Below are 19,536 nucleotides of genomic sequence, written 5' to 3'. Positions count from 1 at the left end.
CCTGAATGATGACTAAGTTACTAATTTTATCTGCTGGTTTTGTCGTCTGGTTATTTTTTGATTTAAAAAAAAGAGCATCCATAGACAATGTAATATTATCGCCCATGTTCTACTTCACCGGACTTTGGTTTCTTGCATTTCCATTACATGCATGGCTGCTATACCAAGGTTGGGTCGATACACAGCAGAATGTGGTCTTGACTGAGGGCGCTTTGACGGCCGCAGTTTTGCTATCAATAGTCAGTCTGCTGGTGGTGTATTTCGGCATGCGAACTGGGAGATCATTCCAGCCGGAGCAAGCATTCAAATCTAAATCATTCAGCGTAAAACCAGAGAGAGTTTCTGCGGTACTAATGGTGTTAATGGTGCTGGCGGTTTTTTTTCTGTCGCAGACTGTTTTTGAACAGGGTACATTTACCCCCTTCATTGGCAACGATCAGAACGAATCCCGGCTGGGAAACGGCCCCCTATTCATGCTCTCTGAGCTATTCATTTATGGTCTGATTGTAGCTATTCCAGCCTTGCTAACATCAGGCCAGCAGAAAGCACAGTGGTGGCTGCTTCTGTTGATATTCGTAGCAGGCCTAGTGTTCGCGCTCTTCATGGGCATCGCTCTAACTTCGCGTCGAGTAATTGTGCTACCCCTGTTTGCATTGGCGCTAGCTCGGTTATACACGTACTCCAAACATCCAAATGTGCGAGCTGTGCTAGGTGCCACGCTGCTTGCAAGTACCGTATTGGTCACGCCGGCGTTACAAGTCGTGAGATACATTGCAACTCCGCAAGCGCCAATTGAAAGAAGCATCGATGAAAGAAGCATCGCAGACTACTGTCGATGGGTAGGGCGCACGCCAACCCCTCAGAAAACCGTGATCATTTTGGACGCAAAGGGAGCAGAACGCACAATCTCGGGAATGAGTGCCAGTATTGCGAAGAAATTTTGCGATGAGTCAAACTACGGCTTCCTCATGCCTGTGCAAAATATTGCCTCTTCGTACGGTCTGGTTGATCACCTTGCGACTTTCCTGAACAAGGCGGCACCATCGGAAATGATCTTCGGCGTCGATCATGGTATCGCGTGGAGCTACAACATGGTACTTTCCATGGTGCCGCGTGTGATATGGGCCGAGAAGCCTTTGCATTATGGTAGCGTGGCCATACAAAAGTGGATGTATCCGGAGATGTATGAAGATAAACCCGTGACAATGACACTGCCACCGTCTTTCGTCGTAGACTTTTTGTACGGTTTTGGTTTTTTGTCTCTGCTCATCGTCTGTTTTGGACTTGGCCGCTTTTTGGCCTTGGTCCATGTCTGGCTACTGAGCGGGCTGCAGCCTGGTAACCATATTCGCTTCGTCGTGGGGCTGTCCTCGATGGCCTATATGTTCAATCTTGTACGCGGAGGCACCGGCTTTTTTCAGGTGCTAATCCCAATAGTGATTATCATGTTTTTAATGTACGGAGCAGTAGGATTTCGCGAACTGTTCTCGCGAAGTAAAGTATGAAGATTTACTTTTTCCCACATTCCTATCTGCGTGATAGACATCTTGACACCATTCGATGCTGGAACTCATGCCAAGTCATAAATCCAGAACTTGCCTGTAGAGCGCGTGGCGCTCAAGTTTCTGAAAAGGCGGCGCTTTCTGGATCTGTTGGTCGAAATTGGCGTCAAAAGCTCCCCCTTGTTAATATTAAAATCAGGCCGAAAGAGGCTCCGATTGACGCTGTCATATATGTCTGGGGTGCTGTGATTGCCACTGGCGAGTTCATTGTTGATCTTGACAACCCTTACTCACTAGTCGCCTATAACCCGTCCGCTATGACCCTTTGGCGATATGCCTTGAGTTACGTTTTGCGCTCAAAAAGATGCGTGCAGATTCGCTGTATCAGTGAGGCATGCCGGGCTGCTGTGGGTGAGCTTTTTGGCAAAGCCGTGCTGGATAAAGCGATTGTGGTCTATCCCCGCATGACGCAGCAAGTTACCAATGTCGATCGATTGGAACCAGGGGGGCCAAGATTCCTTTTCGTCGGAACGCAGTTCTTGATCAAGGGGGGGGCGGAGTTGCTTGAGGCCTTTCGTCTAGTAAGGCTGAAAATACCGTGTGCACAACTCGACCTTGTGACCCACTTGTCGGAGGAGTATGCGTCGCTTGCGCAGCAAGAAGGCGTTCAGATTCATAAGGCGAACCTGAGCCGTAGCGAAATCTGGTCTAAGTTCATGCGAAATTCGGACGTGCTTGTACATCCGAGCTACATGGAAAGCTTCGGCATGGTTGTCTTGGAAGCCATATCACACGGACTTGCCGTTGTGGCTAACGATGTCTATGCTCATCGTGAGATGGTTTTAGATGGGGAGAATGGCTTTCTCCTGGAGCCACCCGTGCATTACTGGTCAGGCGTACTTGCCGGTCCGCTTTTCCTGAATCAGTTCGATGCTGGCAACTACATTAAGCGCATTGATAAAACAGCCTACGTGAAAAAGCTCGCTGATGCCATGGTAGCCGTGGCGGAAGATCCTGCCCGCTTACTTTCGTATCGACAGAAGAGTTGCACTTACTTCACACAAATGATGGGGCATCGACCCCGCATCGAACATGAGCGTTAACCAAGTGAAGCCAGAATTTTCCATCATCACCCCAGTGTTTAACCGCGCCGGCGAAGTGATTGAATCGGTTAAGAGCTCACTGCGGTTCTTGGAAGAAAGTGGGAAACCAGGCGAAGTTATCGTTGTCGATGATGCATCCAATGATGGATCATTCGAAGCGGTTTCAGCTGTATTCGAAGAACAGATTGGCAATCGGCTTGTGCGAGTGATCAGGCTACCATTCAACCGTGGGCCTACGGGAGCAAAGCAGGTTGGAGCTGAACATGCCGCAGGTGAATGGCTCATCTTCATGGATTCTGATGATGCATTTGTTGCAGACGCTGCCTATACAGCATGTGCCGCTTTGGCGTCCACCCCACGAGAGTGTCCAGTGGTTTTCTTCAGGTGCATTAACAAAGCAGATGGCACGTTAATAGGACCAGCACAAGAGGCGCCGCTCTGGCTTGACCTACAAACGTATCTACTTCAACAAACACCTGGGGAATGCCTGCCAGTTGTCCGCAGAGACTGTTTGCTGGTAATTCCATATGAGGAGGACTTGAGAGGTTTTGAGGGATTGACCTATGCATTTTTGATCCAGAGGTTTGGGCCTGCCTGTGTTTTTCCCATCATCCTTAGAAGCTACTGCACAGACGAGAGCGGAGATCGGTTGTCTACCCGGCTCGCAATCAGGCAAAGAGGTTGCCTTATTGCGAAAGGCTATTTCAGGATGGTTCTTCAGTTCGGTTTCGCGCTTCGAGGACGTCTGCTCCCGTCAGTAATGCGCTTTTTTTATCACGGGTTCAATTGCCTAATCTACTCAACATCGAGAAGATTGACGCGCCACTTATGAAGGTTCTGATAGTTTTCTCGTCAAGCGAGCTTGGCGGTGCTGAGCGTAGCCTTTCGCGCATGGCAATCGCTTCGCAAGAAGTGGATTACCGACTGGCAACCTTGTATGGCGAAGGTCCTTGGTGCGATTGGATTTGTTCGCAAGGTCGTGAGCCGCTGGTGCTGGGGCGCGGGAGGGCTAATGGGGGATTGATGCTCGGTGCGTTCTGGCGTTTGATTCAGCATGTTCACAGCCATCCTGTGGATGTGATCTATGTGTGCGGTGCGCGGGCTGCGTTGCTGTTGCGACTGCTTCGCATCTTTCTGCCGAGCGTAAAGCTAGTTCACGGAGTGCGATGGAACCCCGATTCGAATAGTCGGCTGGATCGGTTCTTTCGTTTGGTGGAGCGCTTCATGCATCCCCTGGTTGACGCATGGATCACCAATTCAGCTATAGCGAAGCAGACGTTGGTGTCGCGTTGTGGGATACCCACCGAGCGGGTCTTTGTGATCTACAACGGACTGGAGTCGCTACCCGCAGGTGTGCCTCCACTAAGTGAGCGGCCCTTGGAGGTGTTGACCGTGGCGAACCTGAATCCAAGGAAAGGCCACCGGGAGTATCTGCAGGTGGTTCGCGACGTGCTGAAGGCCGTGCCGGATGCGAAGTTTGCGTTCGTCGGTCGCGACGACATGAACGGGGAGGTGCAGCAGGCGATTGCAGAAGCCGGTCTTTCCGGCCATGTGAGCTGCGAGGGTTTTCAGGCCGATGTTTCGCCATGGTTCAGGCGCGCGCGGGTATTTGTGTTGCCGTCATTGTGGAACGAGGGGTGCCCTACTGCGATCCTGGAAGCGATGTCATTCGCGATTCCCTGTGTTGCATTTGCAATGGATGGCATTCCGGAACTGGTTGAAGACGGGGATCACGGGATACTTTTGCAACGTGGCGATTATTCCGGAATGACGGCAGCGATTATCCGTATGCTGACGGACGATGGCAAAGCCTCAAAGTTGGGTATACGCGGTCGAAAACGTGTGCATTTGCATTTTAGTCTTGAAAACACAGCAGCTTTGCATTCAGTGGCATTTAATAAAGTTCTGTTAAGTTCGAGTGAATGATGGCGATCAAGAAAAAAAACAATATCGATGATGCAACTGTCGCCGGATTCGGCGATGAGTGGTCCAGGTTTAATCAGAATGGTTTGAGCCACGAGACGCGGGAGCAGATATTTGACGATTATTTTTCGATCTTTCCTTGGGGGGCACTGCCTGAAAATGCAGCCGGTGTAGATGTGGGGTGCGGCAGCGGGCGTTGGGCTGCGGTCGTTGCGCCAAGAGTGGGCCAATTGCTGCTGGTCGATGCTAGCGGCGATGCGCTTGCCGTGGCGCGGCAAAATCTGGCAGGTGCTCCAAATGTGCGCTTTGAACAGGCCTCTGTTGGATCATTGCCGATTGAAGATGCTTCTTTAGATTTTGCATACTCTCTCGGGGTCCTGCACCATGTTCCGGACACGGCGGCGGCAATCCGCTCTATTGCCGAGAAATTGAAGCCGGGCGCACCATTCCTTGTTTATCTTTATTACTCCTTCGATAACCGTGGTGTGGTGTACTGCGGTATCTGGAAGGCAAGCGACATGGTTCGACGCTTGGTCTCCCGCATGCCCTTCGGCTTGCGTTACTGGGCGAGTCAGGCATTGGCACTGACCATCTACTGGCCGCTGGCCAGGATGGCATTGCTTCTGGATCGCTTTGGAATATGTCCAGACAGTTGGCCATTGGCTTACTACAAAGACAAGCCTTTTTATGTGCTCAGAACCGATGCACTCGATAGATTTGGCACCCGTTTGGAGCAGCGGTTTTCTCGCGTGGAAATTTTGACGATGCTTGATGATGCGGGACTCAAAGACATACGTTTCTCGGACAGGCCTCCCTATTGGTGTGCGGTAGGCATAAAGAGCTGACGAAGATATGTGTGAAATCTTCGGATGGCTGGGGCCAGAGACTGATCCTGCTTTACCGATGCTCGCCGGGTTTTTTGACGAACCGTTTGCGGATAACAGTTCAATACCGACTTATCTGGTGTCGCGTTTCGCACGCGAGTCTGTGACGGTGTGCCTATCGGGCGATGGCGGCGATGAGTTGTTTGGCGGATACCCGCGCTTTGCTTGGACAAAGCGCATTGCAGCTCTGCGTCAGCGACAGTTGCCGGGTGGAGCCCGGCTGGCGGCGAGCCTTTTACAGGGGTTTGGCATGCCTGTGAGAAAATGGTTAGAGGGGCCGCTAAAAGATTGGGCGGAGGGCCTGCTCAATCCAGCAGACCTTGAGGCATTCGGATTGAATGCGGAGGTGGAGGCGGATGTCTTGCGGGCGCATCAAATGGGATTGGATCGGCGCGCTGTGTTGTGGATGATGTTGATGTACCCTCAATGGCATCAACGGGTGATAGGCAAATAATGTGCGGCATTGCTGGTTTTCTGACGGCGGCGGGAAGTGATTCAGCCGAGGCGACTTTATCCCGCATGGCGGATGCGATCAGGCATCGCGGCCCGGATGATTCCGGTTTATGGTCTGACAGGGCTGTCGGTATCGGTTTGGCGCATCGCCGCTTATCGATCGTTGACTTGTCCCCGGCTGGCCATCAGCCAATGGTGTCGCCCAGTGGGCGTTATGTGGTCGTTTTCAATGGGGAGATTTATAACCATCTCGATTTGCGCGCCGAGCTCGACAAAGTCGGCACTGGCGTGACGGCGGTGGGGGGCTGGCGCGGGCATTCGGATACGGAAACTCTGCTGGCCGGATTTGACACGTGGGGCATCATCGCAACAATTGAGCGCGCTATTGGCATGTTTGCCATTGCCGTGTGGGATCGTGAGAGCCAAACGCTGACCTTGGTGCGCGATCGGATAGGCGAAAAGCCGCTCTACTATGGTTGGCAGGGCCAGGGGGAGAGAGCCTGCTTCCTGTTCGGTTCTGAGCTAAAGGCTCTGCATGTGCATCCGGACTTTTGTTCAGAGGTGAATCGCGATGCGTTGTGCCTCTTCATGCGCCATAACTACATACCGGCGCCCTATTCCATCTACCGGAATATCTTCAAGTTGCCCCCGGGATGTTCCCTGACGGTTTCACTGCGGGAACGTGAGCCGAAGCTTTCTGCGTATTGGTCGCTTGCACAGGTGGCAGAAACTGGCGTGGCGAGCCCGTTCGCAGGTAATGCCAAACAGGCTGTGGACGAACTGGAGATTTTGCTGAAGGACGCAGTGCGTCAGCAGATGATGGCGGACGTACCGCTGGGTGCCTTCCTGTCTGGTGGTATAGATTCTTCCACAGTCGTGGCGTTGATGCAGGCGCAGTCATTACGTCCAGTGAAAACCTTCACTATTGGGTTCAACGAGGAAGGCTACAACGAGGCCGTGCATGCCAAGGCCGTGGCAAAACACCTTGGCACTGATCATACAGAGCTCTATGTTTCCCCGGAGCAGGCGATGACGGTTATACCAAAATTGCCGTTGCTGTATGACGAGCCGTTTTCTGATTCGTCACAAATTCCCACCTTTTTGGTGTCTGAGCTTGCGAAGCAACATGTGACAGTTTCGCTTTCCGGTGATGCGGGAGACGAGTTATTTTGTGGCTATAACCGCTATGTGATAAGTAATGCGTGGTGGAACAAGATGCAGCCGATTCCGTTGGCGCTGCGGCAAGTTGTGTCTAAGGTATTGGCCTCGGTTTCACCCGACCGCTGGAACCAGTTGACACGGTGGCTGCCAACTGCCTCTCGCTACGCGAATTTTGGCGACAAGCTGCACAAGGGAGCGGCTGTCCTGGACTCACGCACACTGGAAGAACTGTATTTGGGGTTGATCAGCCATTGGCCTTGCCCTACAGATATCGTGTTGCAGGGAGCTGAACCGCCAACCACACTGACAGATCATCGCCCTAATTTACGGGGACTGGATGGCGTACAGCAGATGATGGCGCTGGATGGTCTGACCTATTTGCCGGACGATATTTTGGCCAAGGTGGATCGGGCGGCGATGGGTGTTTCTCTGGAAAGCCGCGTTCCGTTCCTGGATCACCGTGTGGTTGAGTTTGCCTGGCGTATCCCGCAGTCAATGAAGTTGCGCGATGGTATAGGTAAATGGATATTGCGAGAGGTCCTCTATCGGCATGTACCCAAGCAGCTGATTGAGCGTCCCAAAATGGGCTTCGGTGTACCGATCGATGTATGGCTGCGCGGGCCTCTCAAAGATTGGGCCGAAGCTTTGCTGGATGAGGGGCGTCTGCGGCGCGAAGGCTTTTTCAACCCCGGCCCCATCCGTGCCAAATGGGCTGAGCATTTATCCGGAAAGCGGAACTGGCAATACCTGCTCTGGGATGTGTTGATGTTCCAGGCTTGGTTGGAAAACCTGCGATAGGTATAGAACTGTGATTCTGCTGTTCGTAGTCAACGTCCCTGAATTTTTTCTGTCGCATCGCCTGCCCTTGGCGATCGGGGCTAGAAATGCAGGATTTACTGTCCACATCGCAACGGCGCCAGGCATGGCGTGCCAACGGATTGCCGAGTTGGGGTTTGAGCACCACCTTTTGCCAATATCTCGCAGTGGCCGCAACCCATTGGCTGAACTTCGAACCTTGTGGGGGCTTTATCGGCTGATGCGAAAAATCAGGCCTGAACTTGTCCACTTGGTAACCATCAAGCCCGTACTGTATGGCGGCTTGATGGCCAGACTTTCAGGTGTGCCTGCTATGGTGGCCGCCATTTCTGGATTGGGAACAGTATTTGTTGATCGCAACCAGACGTGTTCCTGGGTGCGCCGGGGTGTTGAGTGGCTGTATAAGCTCGCATTGGGGCACCCGAACGCGAAGGTAATCTTTCAAAACCCAGATGATCGTGCATCACTGATAGGTATGGGGGCTGTGTGTAAAGAGAAAACAGCCCTGATCAGAGGCTCGGGGATTTCGCTTGCCGCGTACCCGATGCGACCAGAGCCAGAAGGTGTACCGGTGATTACGTTTGCCGCCCGTCTTTTAGAAGACAAGGGGGTGAGGGAGTTCGTTGAGGTGGCTCGGGTGCTGAAGGAGCGCGGTGTTGTTGCCAGGTTCTGCCTAGCAGGATCCCCTGACCCAGGTAATCTCACATCAATCACCGAAAAGGAGCTGTCAGATTGGAGCAAAGAGGGGGTCGTGGAGGTCCTGGGGTATAGAAGTGATATCCCTGATCTTTATGCCAAATCGAATATCGTTGTTTTGCCTTCATATCGTGAAGGTTTGCCCAAAGCGCTCATCGAGGCGGCGGCATGTGGTCGAGCCGTGGTAACCACCGATGTTCCTGGTTGCCGAGATGCCATCGAGCCAGAAGCGACAGGCCTTTTGGTACCCGTTCGGGATGCTTTGGCTCTGGCGGATGCAATTCAGTCTTTGATTGAAGACCAAGACCGGCGCAAGCAGATGGGTGCGTCTGGCAGAGTCTTGGCCGAGCGCGAATTCGCTATTGAGAAGGTGCTGGATGCCCACCTGGTGATTTATCGCGAACTGACCAACGGGACGAACAAGTGACTAAAGGTTTGCTCGTTACAGGCGGCACGGGCTTTTTGGGGCAAGCTCTGCTGCAGAAGTTACTGGCCTCTGGCCGGCGTCCGTTGATTGCTGCCGTTCGGCAAAAAAAAACAAACCTCCCTCTCGAGGTGAGGGTTGAGTGGGTAAGTGAACTGGGCTCAAGCACTGACTGGACTGCCTGTTTGGAGGAGGTCGGGGTTGTCATTCACTGCGCTGCACGTGCGCACATCATGAAGGAAGAATCTACCGATCCGTTGCTTGAATACCGCAGGGTCAATGTGCAGGGCACGCTGGCCTTAGCTGAACAAGCGGCAAAAGCCGGTGTGCACCGCTTTGTTTACATCAGTTCAATCAAAGTCAATGGTGAGCGTACTGCATCAAACACTCCCTTTCATGCTGAGGATATCCCGGCCCCCGAAGATGCCTATGGTATCTCGAAATTTGAGGCTGAGCAGGGCCTTGTAGCGCTGGCGCGCAATACTGATATGGAGGTGGTGATCATCCGCCCTCCGCTGGTCTATGGTCCAGAGGTGAAAGGTAATTTTGCTTCTATGGTGCGCTGGCTGTGCAAGGGCATGCCACTACCGCTCGGCGCTGTGCACAATAAACGCTCGCTGATTGCTCTGGAGAACCTAGTGGATTTCATAGCTCTATGCGCTGACCCTGAGCGTTCACCTCGCGCAGCGAATGAAGTGTTCTTGATTTCGGATGGTGAAGACGTTTCTACGACTGAGCTTTTACGTAAGGTGGCCAATGCCTATGACGTTCCCCCGCGTTTATTGCCAGTACCGGTCATCTGGATCCAGGCTTTAGTCCGATTGTTGGGTAAGCGCGCTGTGGCGGACCGACTGTTGGGGTCTCTGGTGGTCGATAGCTCCAAGGCCAGAGACTTACTTGGCTGGAAACCTGTAGTTTCAATGGGCGAACAACTAAGAAAGATGGCGCTGCATGACGCGCGTATTTGATGTACTTTTGCCCTTCTTGGGATTGGTTGTGGGAGTGCCAATTTTTGCTGGTTCAGTGGAGACTGGGGCACTGAATCGCCCCGGAACCAGTAGACGCTCCGAAGCCTTAAACTTAGGTAAAAGGAGAAGTCATGAGCAGCAAGCGTTACCCGGAAGAATTCAGGATCGAGGCGGTCAAGCAGATGATGGAGCGTGGATATCCTGTAGCAAAAGTGCTAACCGGCTCAGAGTGTCAATTCATAGTGCGCATGCCCTGGAGCAAGGCGTATGGTGTATCGACAGAGACGCGGCAGGAAAAGCAAAGCCAGTCGGCAGAGATTCGAAGGCTAAAGGCTGAATTGAAGCGTGTCACCGAGGAGCGCGCCCACCGCAATGTGGGCCGTTTTCATTTCTAGGCTGCCGAAGCCAATAACTAAATCGTAGCCAGCACGCGCAGAATAAAGTCACGAAGCTGCTAAAGCCAAGTGGCCCGGGGCTAGGTTGGCATATCTTTCTACCACCACCCCAGTACGCTAGCCCCCCAATCGTTGAAGCTCATGGGTGTCCCTTTTTTGTTTTATGCTGTCGGTTAAGGGTGGATTCCGGCATCAGACCGGAAGCGCCGAGTTCAACGAGGTTGGAGCACGTCCATGGCGAAGCCGGCAGGTCTTCCCAATTTGCGCCTGTTCGCAGTGATCTGCGTACTGGCCGTTACGGCGGTGGGGGCCTTGCTGTATCCGCGCCTGGCGGCCTCGCCCGATGCCGCGGTCGAACCCATGCCCGACCTGCTGGCGACCACCCCGATCCGCCCCGGCGAGCCCCTGCTGCCCCTGCCCGACAGCCTGCCGGTGGACCCGGCCAAGGTGGCCCTGGGGCGCCTCCTCTTCAACGATCCCCGCCTCTCCCGCGACGACTCCCTGGCCTGTGCCGGCTGCCATGACCTGCAGCGGGGCGGTGCCGACGGCATGCCGGTATCCCGCGGCGTGGACGGCAAGAAGGGCGGCATCAATGCCCCCACGGTGCTCAATGCCGCCTTCAATTTCCGCCAGTTCTGGGACGGCCGCGCCGCCACCCTGGAGGAGCAGGTGGAAGGTCCGGTGCACAATCCGCTGGAAATGGCGGCGGATTGGGACCAGGTGCTGGCCAAGCTGCAGGCCGACAAGGAATTGCGCAGCCGCTTCGCCAGTGCCTACCCGGCCGGGCTGACGGCGGCCACGGTGCGCCACGCCATTGCCGAGTACGAACGCTCCCTGCTCACCCCCTCCCGCTTCGACCGCTGGCTGCGAGGCGACGACACCGCCCTGTCCGACGAGGAAAAGGCCGGTTACCGCCTGTTCAAGCGCCACGGCTGCTCTTCCTGCCACCAGGGAGTGAATGTGGGCGGCAACCTGTTCCAGCGCTTCGGCGTCATGGACAACTACTTCGCCAACAAGAAGGCCCTGACCGCCGCCGACATGGGGCGTTTCAACGTCACCGGCCGGGACGAGGACCGGCATGTGTTCAAGGTGCCGACCCTGCGCAACGTGGCGCTCACCGCCCCCTATTTCCACGACGCCGCCACTTCCTCCCTGGACGAGGCGGTGGCCCTCATGGGGCGCTACCAGTTGGGCGTGGAACTGCCGGCCCGGGATGTAACCCTGATCGTCACCTTCCTGCAGTCCCTCAACGGGGACGTGCGGCCATGACCCGCCTGCCGTCCTGGAAGGGTGCCGCCCCCTGGCTGCTGGTGCTGATCCTCACCGTCATCCTGGTGGGGCTGTTCCAGCGCAGCACCGGGGCCGATGTCGCCGAGCAGGCCCGGGTCGAGGCCCTGGTGCATGAGATCGTCGCCCTGGACGCCCGCCTCAACCAGGACCTGCTCAAGCTGCGCCACCGCCAGTTGCAGGACTACGACGCGGTGGCGGCGGCGGACGAGCGCATTTCCGCCCTGCTGCAACGCCTGCAGGCAGAACTGCAGCGTCACGGCAGCGAGGCCATGACTCCGGTGCTGGCCCTGTGGCAGGAAAAGCGGGAAGGACTGGAGCGCTTCAAGCAGCAGAACGCCCTGCTGCGCAATTCCCAGGACCACTTCCTCAATCTCTCCAGCCAGCTCCTGCGTGCCAGCGACAGCCCGGACGGCCGCGGCAGCGTGCCCCACAGCGCCCTGCTGGCGACGGTGGGGCGGGAAATCATGGAGTTCCTCATCCGCGGCGAGGCCGACGACATGCCGGCGGTGGCCGCCGACCTCTCCGCCCTGCAGGACCAGGTCGTCGGCTGGCCCCTGGAGGTGCGGCGCCAGGTGCTGCTGATGACGGCCCACGGCCAGCAGGTGCTGCGCCATCGCCTGGACGTGGAGAGCCTGCTCAACGAACTCACCGGCAGCCCCTTCGCCGGTAGCCTGGAGGCCTCCTACCGGGACTACAGCGAAATCTACCGCCAGGACCTGAAGCAGGCAGAAAGCTACCGCCTGCTGCTGGCCCTGTTTGCCCTGTTCCTCATCGCCACCGTGGTCTACATCATGGTGGAGCTGAAGAAGTCGGCCCTGGAGCTGGGCCACAGCCATGCCTTCCTCGACAACATCGCCAATACCCTGGCCGAAGGCATCCTGGCCCTGGACCGGGGCGGGCGCATCACCTTCGCCAACCAGCGCGCCGAAGCCCTGCTGGGGGCGGCGCCGGGCGGCCTGCTCGGCCGCGATGCCGCCACGGTGCTGTGGCCCGGCGCGGCGCCGGCCGAGGTTTCCGGCCTGGCCCGGGCCCTGGCCACCGGCGCCGTGTTCGAGGGCGAGGACGATTTCGTGCGCAGCGACGGCAGTGCCTTCCCGGTGGCCGTGCTGGGGGCGCCCCTGCGGGGCGGCGAGGGCGACGCCGACCAGGCCGGCTACGTGGCCTCCTTCCGCGACATCAGCGAAATCAAGCAGGCTGAGGCCCGCCTGCATCTGGCGGCCCGGGTCTTCGACAGCCTGGGCGAGGCCATGGTGGTGACCGATGCCCGGGGCCGCATCCAGTCGGTCAATCCGGCCTTCTCCGAGGTCACCGGCTATTCCGAGGCGGACGCCCGGGGCCGGGCGCCGGGCCATATCCTGGCCTCGGGCCAGCACGATCCGGCCTTCTATGCCCAGATGTGGCAGAGCCTGCAGGAGCAGGGCAAGTGGCAGGGCGAAGTGATCAACCGGCGCAAGTCCGGCGAGACCTATCCGGAGTGGCTGTCCATCACCGCCATCAAGGACGGGGCCGGCCAGGTCAGCCAGTACGTGGGCCTGTTCACCGATATCACCGACCGCAAGCAGGCCGAGGCCCACATCCACCACCTGGCCTACCACGACCCCCTCACCGGCCTGCCCAACCGCCGCCTTTTCTACGACCGCCTGGAAAACGCCCTGCGCCAGGCCCACCGCTCCCGGCGCAAGCTGGCGGTGCTGCTGCTGGACCTGGACCGCTTCAAGGCGGTGAACGACACCCTGGGCCACGACCAGGGCGACCTGCTGCTCAAGGAAGTAGGGGCCCGCCTCAGCCTCTGCCTGCGGGAGGGCGACACCCTGGCCCGCCTGGGCGGCGACGAGTTCGTCCTGCTGCTGCCCGAAGTGCTGTCGGCGGAGGATGCCAGCATCGTCGCCGGCAAGCTGCTGGCCCAGTTCGACCAGCCGGTGCGGCTCGGGGAGCGGGAAATTTTTGCCTCCACCTCCATCGGCATCGCCCTCTACCCGGCCGACGGGGAGGACGGGGAGTCCCTGCTCAAGCATGCCGACGTGGCCATGTACGCGGCCAAGGACGGCGGCCGGGCGGCCTACCGCTTCTTCATCGCCAGCCACAACGAGCGTTCCCTGGAGCGGCTGGAACTGGAGAACGACCTGCGCCGGGCCGTCGAGGGCGAGCAGCTGCTGCTCTACTACCAGCCCCAGATCGGTGCCAGCAGCGGCCGCATCGCCGGGGTCGAGGCCCTGGTGCGCTGGCGCCATCCGACCCGGGGCCTGGTGATGCCCGACAGCTTCATCGCCCTGGCGGAAAACGCCGGCCTCATCGACGCCATCGGCCACTGGTGCCTGGTGGCCGCCTGCCGCCAGCTGCGGGCCTGGCAGGAGCAGGGGGTGCCGGTGCCGCGGGTGGCGGTGAATGTCTCGGCCCGCCAGCTGCGGCGCTGGGACTTCGCCCAGGAGGTGCTGCAGGTGGTGACCCAGAGCGGCATCGACCCGGCCGGCCTGGAGCTGGAGCTGACGGAAAGCTCCCTGGCCGACGACCCTGAACAGATCCTGGCCATCTTCAGCACCCTGCGCCAGGCCGGGGTGCGGGTCTCCATCGACGATTTCGGCACTGGCTATTCCTCCCTTTCCTATCTCTCCCGGTATCCGGTGGACGAGGTGAAGATCGACCGCAGCTTCGTCTCCCGCCTCCTGGACGACCGGGAGGCGCGCTCCGTGGTGCGGGCGGTGATCCTCCTGGCCCACGGCCTGGGCATGCGCACCGTCGCCGAAGGGGTGGAGACCGAGGCCCAGTGGCAGGTGCTGAGCGACCTGGATTGCGATGAACTGCAGGGCTACCTGTTCAGCAAACCGGTGCCGCCGCACCAGATTCCCCTGCTCAAGGGCGACTGGCAGCGCAGTGAGAACCGTCTGCCGGTGTGAGGGGCAAGGGCCGTACGGGCCTTTGCTTTATGCGTTTTCTCAAATAAACAAATAGCCAAAGAAGCTTTGTGGTTCTAAACACCTTGTTTAGAGTTCGCTTCTGAAGAGTCAGCCATCGCTGGAAGGAACCCCCATGAAGAACGCCGTTTCCCCCGTTTCCCGCCTGTTCGCCGCCCTGCTCCTGGCGGGCGGCCTGGTCGCCCCGGCCCTGGCCGATGTCACCCTGCTCAACGCCTCCTACGATGTGGCCCGGGATTTCTACAAGGACTACAACCCCATGTTCACCAAGCATTGGCAGGCCAAGGCCGGTGAGAAGGTGGAGGTGAAGCAGTCCCACGGCGGTTCCTCCAAGCAGGTGCGGGCCGTGGCCGACGGCCTGGAAGCGGACGTGGTGACCATGAACCAGGCCACCGACGTCGATTACCTGGCCGACAAGGGCCTGGTGGCCAAGGACTACGCCAAGAAATTCCCCAACAACGCCTCGCCCTACACCTCCACCATGGTGTTCATCGTGCGCAAGGGCAATCCCAAGGCCCTGAAGGACTGGTCCGATCTGGCCAAGTCCGGCGTCGAAGTGATCGTGCCCCACCCCAAGAACACCGGCAACGGCCGCTACACCTACCTGGCCGCCTGGGGCTACGCCCTCAAGCAGCCCGGCGGCAACGACAAGAGCGCCTTGGAATTCGTCGGCAAGATCCTGAAGAACGCCCCCCTGTTCGCCGCCGGCGGCCGGGATGCCACCACCACCTTCATGCAGCGCCGCCTGGGCGACGTGCTGGTCACCTTCGAGTCCGAGGCCGAGCTGATCGCCAAGGAATTCGGCCGCGGCGAGTTCGAGGTGGTCTATCCCAGCGTTTCCATCCTGGCCGAGTTCCCGGTGGCCGTGGTGGACAAGGTGGTGGACAAGAAGGGCAGCCGCAAGCAGGCCCAGGCCTACCTGGACTACCTGTGGTCCAAGGAAGGCCAGGAGAACGCCGCCCAGAACTACCTGCGGCCCCGGGATGCGGAAGTGCTGAAGAAGTATGCCGCCCAGTTCCCCAACATCAAGACCTTCTCCGTGGATGAAGTGTTCGGCGGCTGGAGCAAGGCGGCCAAGGCCCACTTCGTCGATGGTGGCTCCTTCGACCAGCTCTACGTGCAGAAGTAATCCACCCCCGCCCCCGACCCCCACGGCGCCGGGCCGGCCTGCAAGGCTCCCCGGCGCCGTCGTTTGAGAAACCCATGTCAGCCAAGAAAAACAACGTCCTCCCCGGCTTCGGCCTGGCCCTGGGCTACACCCTGGTGTATCTCTCGGTGCTGGTGCTGATCCCCCTAGGCGGCCTGGTGCTCAAGTCCACCGCCCTGACCTTCGCCCAGTTCTGGGACATCGCCACCACCGAGCGGGCCCTCGCTGCCTATCGGGTGACCTTCGGCGCCTCGGCCCTGGCAGCCGTCATCAATGCCTTCTTCGGCCTCATCGTGGCCTGGGTGCTGGTGCGCTACGACTTCCCCGGCAAGCGCCTGATCGACTCCTTCGTCGATCTGCCCTTCGCCCTGCCCACTGCCGTGGCCGGCATCACCCTGGCCACCCTCTATTCCACCAACGGCTGGATCGGCAAGTACCTGGAGCCTCTGGGCCTGAAGGTGGCGTACACGCCCCTGGGCATCGTCGTGGCCCTCACTTTCATCGGCCTGCCCTTCGTGGTGCGCACCCTGCAGCCGGTGATCGAGGACATCGAGCCGGAAGTGGAGGAGGCCGCCGCCACCCTGGGCGCCTCCCGCTGGCAGACCTTCCGCCGCATCATCTTCCCCGCCATCTTCCCGGCCCTGCTCACCGGTTTCGCCCTCTCCTTCTCCCGGGCCGTGGGGGAATACGGCTCGGTGATCTTCATCGCCGGCAACATGCCCCTCATTTCCGAGATCACGCCCCTGCTCATCATTTCCAAGCTGGAGCAGTACGACTACGTGGGCGCCACCGCCCTGGCGGTGGTGATGCTGGGCATTTCCTTCGTTCTGCTGCTGGCCATCAACGGTCTGCAGTGGTGGGCCGCCAACCGACACAACAACCGCAATACCGGAGGCGAGCAATGAGCGTGCGCCGTGCCAATACCGAACCGGCCTGGGTGCGCTACACCCTGCTGACCCTGGCCTTCGCCTTCCTTGCCCTGTTCCTCGGCGTGCCCCTGGCGGCGGTCTTCGCCGAAGCCCTGCGGGGCGGCTGGGAAGCCTATGTCAACGGCCTGCTGGACCCGGAGGCCCGCAGCGCCGTGACCCTGACCCTGGCGGTGGCGGCCATCGCCGTGCCCCTCAATGTGGCCTTCGGCATTGCCGCCAGCTGGGCCATCGCCAAGTTCGAGTTCCGCGGCAAGAGCCTGCTGATCACCCTGATCGACCTGCCCTTTGCCGTCAGCCCGGTCATCGCCGGCCTCATCTTCGTGCTGATGTTCGGCGCCCAGGGCTATTTCGGCCCCTGGCTCGCCGAGCACGACGTGAAGATCGTCTTCGCCGTGCCCGGCATCATCCTGGCCACCCTCTTCGTCACCTTCCCCTTCGTCGCCCGGGAAATGATTCCCCTGATGCAGGCCCAGGGCAAGGACGAGGAGGAGGCCGCCGTCTCCCTCGGCGCCTCCGGCTTCCAGATGTTCTGGCGGGTGACCCTGCCCAACATCAAGTGGGGCCTGCTGTACGGGGTGATCCTGGCCAATGCCCGGGCCATGGGCGAGTTCGGCGCCGTCTCCGTGGTCTCCGGCCACATCCGCGGCGAGACCAACACCCTGCCCCTGCACGTGGAAATTCTCTACAACGAATACAACGCCATCGGCGCCTTCGCCTCGGCCTCCGTCCTCGCCCTCCTGGCCCTGGTCACCCTGGTGGCCAAGACCCTGGTGGAGTGGCGCATGCGGGCCGAGACCGCGATGCTGACCGCCGAACTGCCCCCCGAGAAAACCAACTGAGCCTGCCGCCATGAGTATCGAAATCCGCAACATCGCCAAGCGTTTCGGCAACTTCGTCGCCCTCGACGACGTCTCCCTCTCCATCCCCACCGGCGAGCTGGTGGCCCTGCTCGGTCCTTCCGGCTGCGGCAAGACCACCCTGCTGCGCATCATCGCCGGCATGGAAACGGCGGACGAGGGCCAGGTCATGTTCGAAGGCAGCGAGGCCACCCACCTCCACGCCCGGGAGCGCCAGGTGGGCTTCGTCTTCCAGCACTACGCCCTGTTCCGCCACATGAACGTGTTCGAGAACGTGGCCTTCGGTCTGCGGGTCAAGCCGCGCAAGGAGCGGCCCAGCGAGTCCGAGATCCGCAAGCGGGTCATGGACCTGCTCTCCCTGGTGCAGCTGGACTGGCTGGCGGACCGCTACCCGACCCAGCTTTCCGGCGGCCAGCGCCAGCGCATCGCCCTGGCCCGGGCCCTGGCGGTGGAACCCAAGGTGCTGCTGCTGGACGAGCCCTTCGGCGCCCTCGACACCAAGGTGCGCAAGGAACTGCGCCGCTGGCTGCGCCGCCTGCACGACGAGATGCACATCTCCTCCGTCTTCGTCACCCACGACCAGGAAGAGGCCCTGGAAGTGGCGGACCGGGTGGTGGTGATGAACAAGGGCCGCATCGAACAGGTGGGTTCCCCGGACGAGGTCTATTCCAACCCGGCCAGTCCCTTCGTTTATCAGTTCCTCGGCAACGTGAACGTCTTCCACAGCCGGGTCCATGGCGCCTGGGCCGAGGTGGCCCGGGACGACGTGCCCGCCGGCCAGGAGGCGGTGGCCTTCATCCGCCCCCACGATATCGACATCGACACCGTGGCCACGCCCGAATCCCTGGAGGCCAAGGTCAGCTACGTGCAGACCATCGGCCCCCTGGTGCGGGTGGAGGTGATCCACCAGGGGGAACTGGTGGAAGTGGAACTGACCCGGGAACGCCAGCAGGTGCTGGGCCTGACGGCCGGCCAGCAGGTGTGGCTGAAGCCGCGCCAGGTCAAGGTCTTCGCCAACGGCGAGGGGGCGGTGGCGCCGGCTCAGGCCCAGGAAAAGCAGCCCTTCCTGTTCTGATCGGTTCTCCAGGAACGGGTGCCTGCTAAAGCAGAAGGGGCGCCATTCTTCGGCAATGCATGCCGGAGAATGGCGCCCCTCTTGCGTTTCAGGGCAGGGCTTGGATGAATTCCGTGCCCTGCCTCAGGTCGCCGGGTCTTGGCGGTCGGGCCTCAGGCGCCGGGTTTCAGGCACCGGGTCTCAGACGTTTTCGCCGCACAGTTCGGCGTAGGCCGAGTGGTTGTGGATGGACTCGAAATTCTCCGAAGCCACCGACCAGCGGCCGATGCGGGGCTCGGCCATGAGGCGCAGGGCGATGTCCCGCACCAGGTCCTCGACGAACTTGGGATTGTCGTAGGCCCGTTCGGTGACCCACTTCTCGTCCGGGCGCTTCAAGAGGCCGAAGACCTCGCAGGAGGCTTCCTCCTCGGCCAGGCGCACCAGTTCCTCCACCGCCATGGGCTGGCGCAGTTCGGCGCTGATGGTGATGTGGGAGCGCTGGTTGTGGGCGCCGTACTCGGAAATCTTCTTGGAGCAGGGGCAGAGGCTGGTGACCGGGGCGGTCACCGCCAGGGTGGTGCGGATCGGGGCACCGGGCTGTTGCTCCACCTGCAGGCGCACGTCGTAGTCGAGCAGGCTGGAAACGCCGGAAACCGGGGCCGCCTTGGCGATGAAGTAGGGGAAGGCCAGGTCGATGCTGCCGCTCTCGGCCTGCAGATGGCCCAGCATTTCCTGCAGCAGGGCCGGCAGGTCCGCCGCCTGCAGGGCGCCCCGGGGGCGTTCGAGAATTTCGACGAAGCGGGACATGTGGGTGCCCTTCACCTCCGGCGCCAGGCCCACGGCCATGGTCAGCTCGGCCACCGTGTGCTGCACGGCGCCGTCGGCGGCAGCCAGGGCCAGGGGATAGCGCAGGCCCTTCACGCCCACCTTCTGGATCGCCAGCTGGCGCTGATCCGGGGTGGCCTGGACATCGGGCAGGTGGAACATCTTGTCCGGTGCATTCATATCGTCTCTCCGTGGGG

At 59.6% G+C, this 19,536-nt stretch carries 17 protein-coding genes; 16 read left to right on the top strand and 1 reads right to left on the bottom strand.

Annotated elements, in window-relative coordinates:
• Positions 1–5: 5 nt before the first annotated feature.
• From AZSP09_RS09090 to AZSP09_RS09015, 16 genes are all read left to right on the top strand, one after another.
• On the top strand, positions 6–1,505 hold the full coding sequence (locus AZSP09_RS09090; protein WP_152089835.1) for a hypothetical protein: 1,500 nt from the start codon (positions 6–8) through the stop codon (positions 1,503–1,505).
• Complete coding sequence (locus tag AZSP09_RS09085) at positions 1,502–2,605, top strand: glycosyltransferase family 4 protein (RefSeq protein WP_152089834.1); 1,104 nt, start codon at positions 1,502–1,504, stop codon at positions 2,603–2,605. Before AZSP09_RS09090 ends, AZSP09_RS09085 begins: the two co-directional genes overlap by 4 nt.
• Positions 2,595–3,437 (top strand): glycosyltransferase family 2 protein, encoded by an 843-nt coding sequence (locus tag AZSP09_RS09080; RefSeq protein ID WP_152089833.1) that lies wholly within the window; start codon positions 2,595–2,597, stop codon positions 3,435–3,437. Before AZSP09_RS09085 ends, AZSP09_RS09080 begins: the two co-directional genes overlap by 11 nt.
• Positions 3,434–4,531, top strand: a complete 1,098-nt coding sequence (locus AZSP09_RS09075; protein WP_152089832.1) for a glycosyltransferase family 4 protein — start codon at positions 3,434–3,436, stop codon at positions 4,529–4,531. The genes AZSP09_RS09080 and AZSP09_RS09075 overlap by 4 nt, the downstream gene beginning before the upstream one ends.
• The gene (locus AZSP09_RS09070; RefSeq protein WP_197739008.1) at positions 4,528–5,373 is read left to right on the top strand and encodes a class I SAM-dependent methyltransferase; all 846 of its coding nucleotides are present in this window, start codon (positions 4,528–4,530) and stop codon (positions 5,371–5,373) included. The genes AZSP09_RS09075 and AZSP09_RS09070 overlap by 4 nt, the downstream gene beginning before the upstream one ends.
• Before the next feature lie 7 nt (positions 5,374–5,380).
• Complete coding sequence (locus tag AZSP09_RS20735) at positions 5,381–5,866, top strand: asparagine synthase-related protein (RefSeq protein ID WP_172974729.1); 486 nt, start codon at positions 5,381–5,383, stop codon at positions 5,864–5,866.
• Positions 5,866–7,824, top strand: coding sequence for an asparagine synthase (glutamine-hydrolyzing) (gene asnB, locus AZSP09_RS09060; RefSeq protein WP_152089831.1), 1,959 nt, complete (start codon positions 5,866–5,868; stop codon positions 7,822–7,824). The genes AZSP09_RS20735 and asnB overlap by 1 nt, the downstream gene beginning before the upstream one ends.
• A 10-nt stretch (positions 7,825–7,834) precedes the next feature.
• Complete coding sequence (locus AZSP09_RS09055; RefSeq protein ID WP_152089830.1) at positions 7,835–8,965, top strand: glycosyltransferase family 4 protein; 1,131 nt, start codon at positions 7,835–7,837, stop codon at positions 8,963–8,965.
• Positions 8,962–9,930: a UDP-glucose 4-epimerase family protein gene (locus AZSP09_RS09050; protein WP_172974728.1), complete on the top strand. Its 969-nt coding sequence runs from the start codon at positions 8,962–8,964 to the stop codon at positions 9,928–9,930. Before AZSP09_RS09055 ends, AZSP09_RS09050 begins: the two co-directional genes overlap by 4 nt.
• Before the next feature lie 131 nt (positions 9,931–10,061).
• Positions 10,062–10,325, top strand: a complete 264-nt coding sequence (locus tag AZSP09_RS09045) for a transposase (RefSeq protein ID WP_152089829.1) — start codon at positions 10,062–10,064, stop codon at positions 10,323–10,325.
• Between the two features lie 234 nt (positions 10,326–10,559).
• Positions 10,560–11,594 carry a cytochrome-c peroxidase gene (locus tag AZSP09_RS09040; RefSeq protein WP_152089828.1) on the top strand — a complete coding sequence of 345 codons (1,035 nt, stop codon included), beginning with the start codon at positions 10,560–10,562 and terminating at the stop codon, positions 11,592–11,594.
• Positions 11,591–14,509, top strand: coding sequence for an EAL domain-containing protein (locus AZSP09_RS09035; protein ID WP_152089827.1), 2,919 nt, complete (start codon positions 11,591–11,593; stop codon positions 14,507–14,509). The genes AZSP09_RS09040 and AZSP09_RS09035 overlap by 4 nt, the downstream gene beginning before the upstream one ends.
• 133 nt (positions 14,510–14,642) lie before the next feature.
• Positions 14,643–15,656 (top strand): sulfate ABC transporter substrate-binding protein, encoded by a 1,014-nt coding sequence (locus AZSP09_RS09030; protein ID WP_014235382.1) that lies wholly within the window; start codon positions 14,643–14,645, stop codon positions 15,654–15,656.
• A gap of 74 nt (positions 15,657–15,730) precedes the next feature.
• Entirely contained in the window at positions 15,731–16,579 is an 849-nt protein-coding gene (cysT, locus tag AZSP09_RS09025; RefSeq protein WP_014235381.1) for a sulfate ABC transporter permease subunit CysT, read from the top strand.
• Complete coding sequence (cysW, locus tag AZSP09_RS09020) at positions 16,576–17,442, top strand: sulfate ABC transporter permease subunit CysW (RefSeq protein ID WP_014235380.1); 867 nt, start codon at positions 16,576–16,578, stop codon at positions 17,440–17,442. The genes cysT and cysW overlap by 4 nt, the downstream gene beginning before the upstream one ends.
• A 10-nt stretch (positions 17,443–17,452) precedes the next feature.
• Positions 17,453–18,535 carry a sulfate/molybdate ABC transporter ATP-binding protein gene (locus AZSP09_RS09015; RefSeq protein ID WP_130459187.1) on the top strand — a complete coding sequence of 361 codons (1,083 nt, stop codon included), beginning with the start codon at positions 17,453–17,455 and terminating at the stop codon, positions 18,533–18,535.
• Positions 18,536–18,715: 180 nt separating this feature from the next.
• Here the strand turns inward: AZSP09_RS09015 and folE2 are convergent, their stop codons facing one another.
• A complete protein-coding gene (gene folE2, locus AZSP09_RS09010; RefSeq protein WP_152089826.1) occupies positions 18,716–19,519 on the bottom strand; it encodes a GTP cyclohydrolase FolE2 in 804 nt (267 codons plus the stop codon).
• Positions 19,520–19,536 lie beyond the last annotated feature (17 nt).

This window comes from Azospira sp. I09 (genome assembly GCF_009177135.1).
In the GTDB taxonomy this organism is placed as follows: domain Bacteria; phylum Pseudomonadota; class Gammaproteobacteria; order Burkholderiales; family Rhodocyclaceae; genus Azospira; species Azospira oryzae.
Note: the sequence above shows the minus strand (reverse complement) of the source record. Positions and strands in the feature narration are given on the sequence as shown.

Coding starts and splice junctions, on each gene's coding strand:
- AZSP09_RS09090 (WP_152089835.1), top strand. CDS start 6: ATGATGACTAAGTTACTAATTTTATCTGCTGGTTTTGTCGTCTGGTTA.
- AZSP09_RS09085 (WP_152089834.1), top strand. CDS start 1,502: ATGAAGATTTACTTTTTCCCACATTCCTATCTGCGTGATAGACATCTT.
- AZSP09_RS09080 (WP_152089833.1), top strand. CDS start 2,595: ATGAGCGTTAACCAAGTGAAGCCAGAATTTTCCATCATCACCCCAGTG.
- AZSP09_RS09075 (WP_152089832.1), top strand. CDS start 3,434: ATGAAGGTTCTGATAGTTTTCTCGTCAAGCGAGCTTGGCGGTGCTGAG.
- AZSP09_RS09070 (WP_197739008.1), top strand. CDS start 4,528: ATGATGGCGATCAAGAAAAAAAACAATATCGATGATGCAACTGTCGCC.
- AZSP09_RS20735 (WP_172974729.1), top strand. CDS start 5,381: ATGTGTGAAATCTTCGGATGGCTGGGGCCAGAGACTGATCCTGCTTTA.
- asnB (WP_152089831.1), top strand. CDS start 5,866: ATGTGCGGCATTGCTGGTTTTCTGACGGCGGCGGGAAGTGATTCAGCC.
- AZSP09_RS09045 (WP_152089829.1), top strand. CDS start 10,062: ATGAGCAGCAAGCGTTACCCGGAAGAATTCAGGATCGAGGCGGTCAAG.
- AZSP09_RS09040 (WP_152089828.1), top strand. CDS start 10,560: ATGGCGAAGCCGGCAGGTCTTCCCAATTTGCGCCTGTTCGCAGTGATC.
- AZSP09_RS09035 (WP_152089827.1), top strand. CDS start 11,591: ATGACCCGCCTGCCGTCCTGGAAGGGTGCCGCCCCCTGGCTGCTGGTG.
- AZSP09_RS09030 (WP_014235382.1), top strand. CDS start 14,643: ATGAAGAACGCCGTTTCCCCCGTTTCCCGCCTGTTCGCCGCCCTGCTC.
- cysT (WP_014235381.1), top strand. CDS start 15,731: ATGTCAGCCAAGAAAAACAACGTCCTCCCCGGCTTCGGCCTGGCCCTG.
- cysW (WP_014235380.1), top strand. CDS start 16,576: ATGAGCGTGCGCCGTGCCAATACCGAACCGGCCTGGGTGCGCTACACC.
- AZSP09_RS09015 (WP_130459187.1), top strand. CDS start 17,453: ATGAGTATCGAAATCCGCAACATCGCCAAGCGTTTCGGCAACTTCGTC.
- folE2 (WP_152089826.1), bottom strand. CDS start 19,519: ATGAATGCACCGGACAAGATGTTCCACCTGCCCGATGTCCAGGCCACC.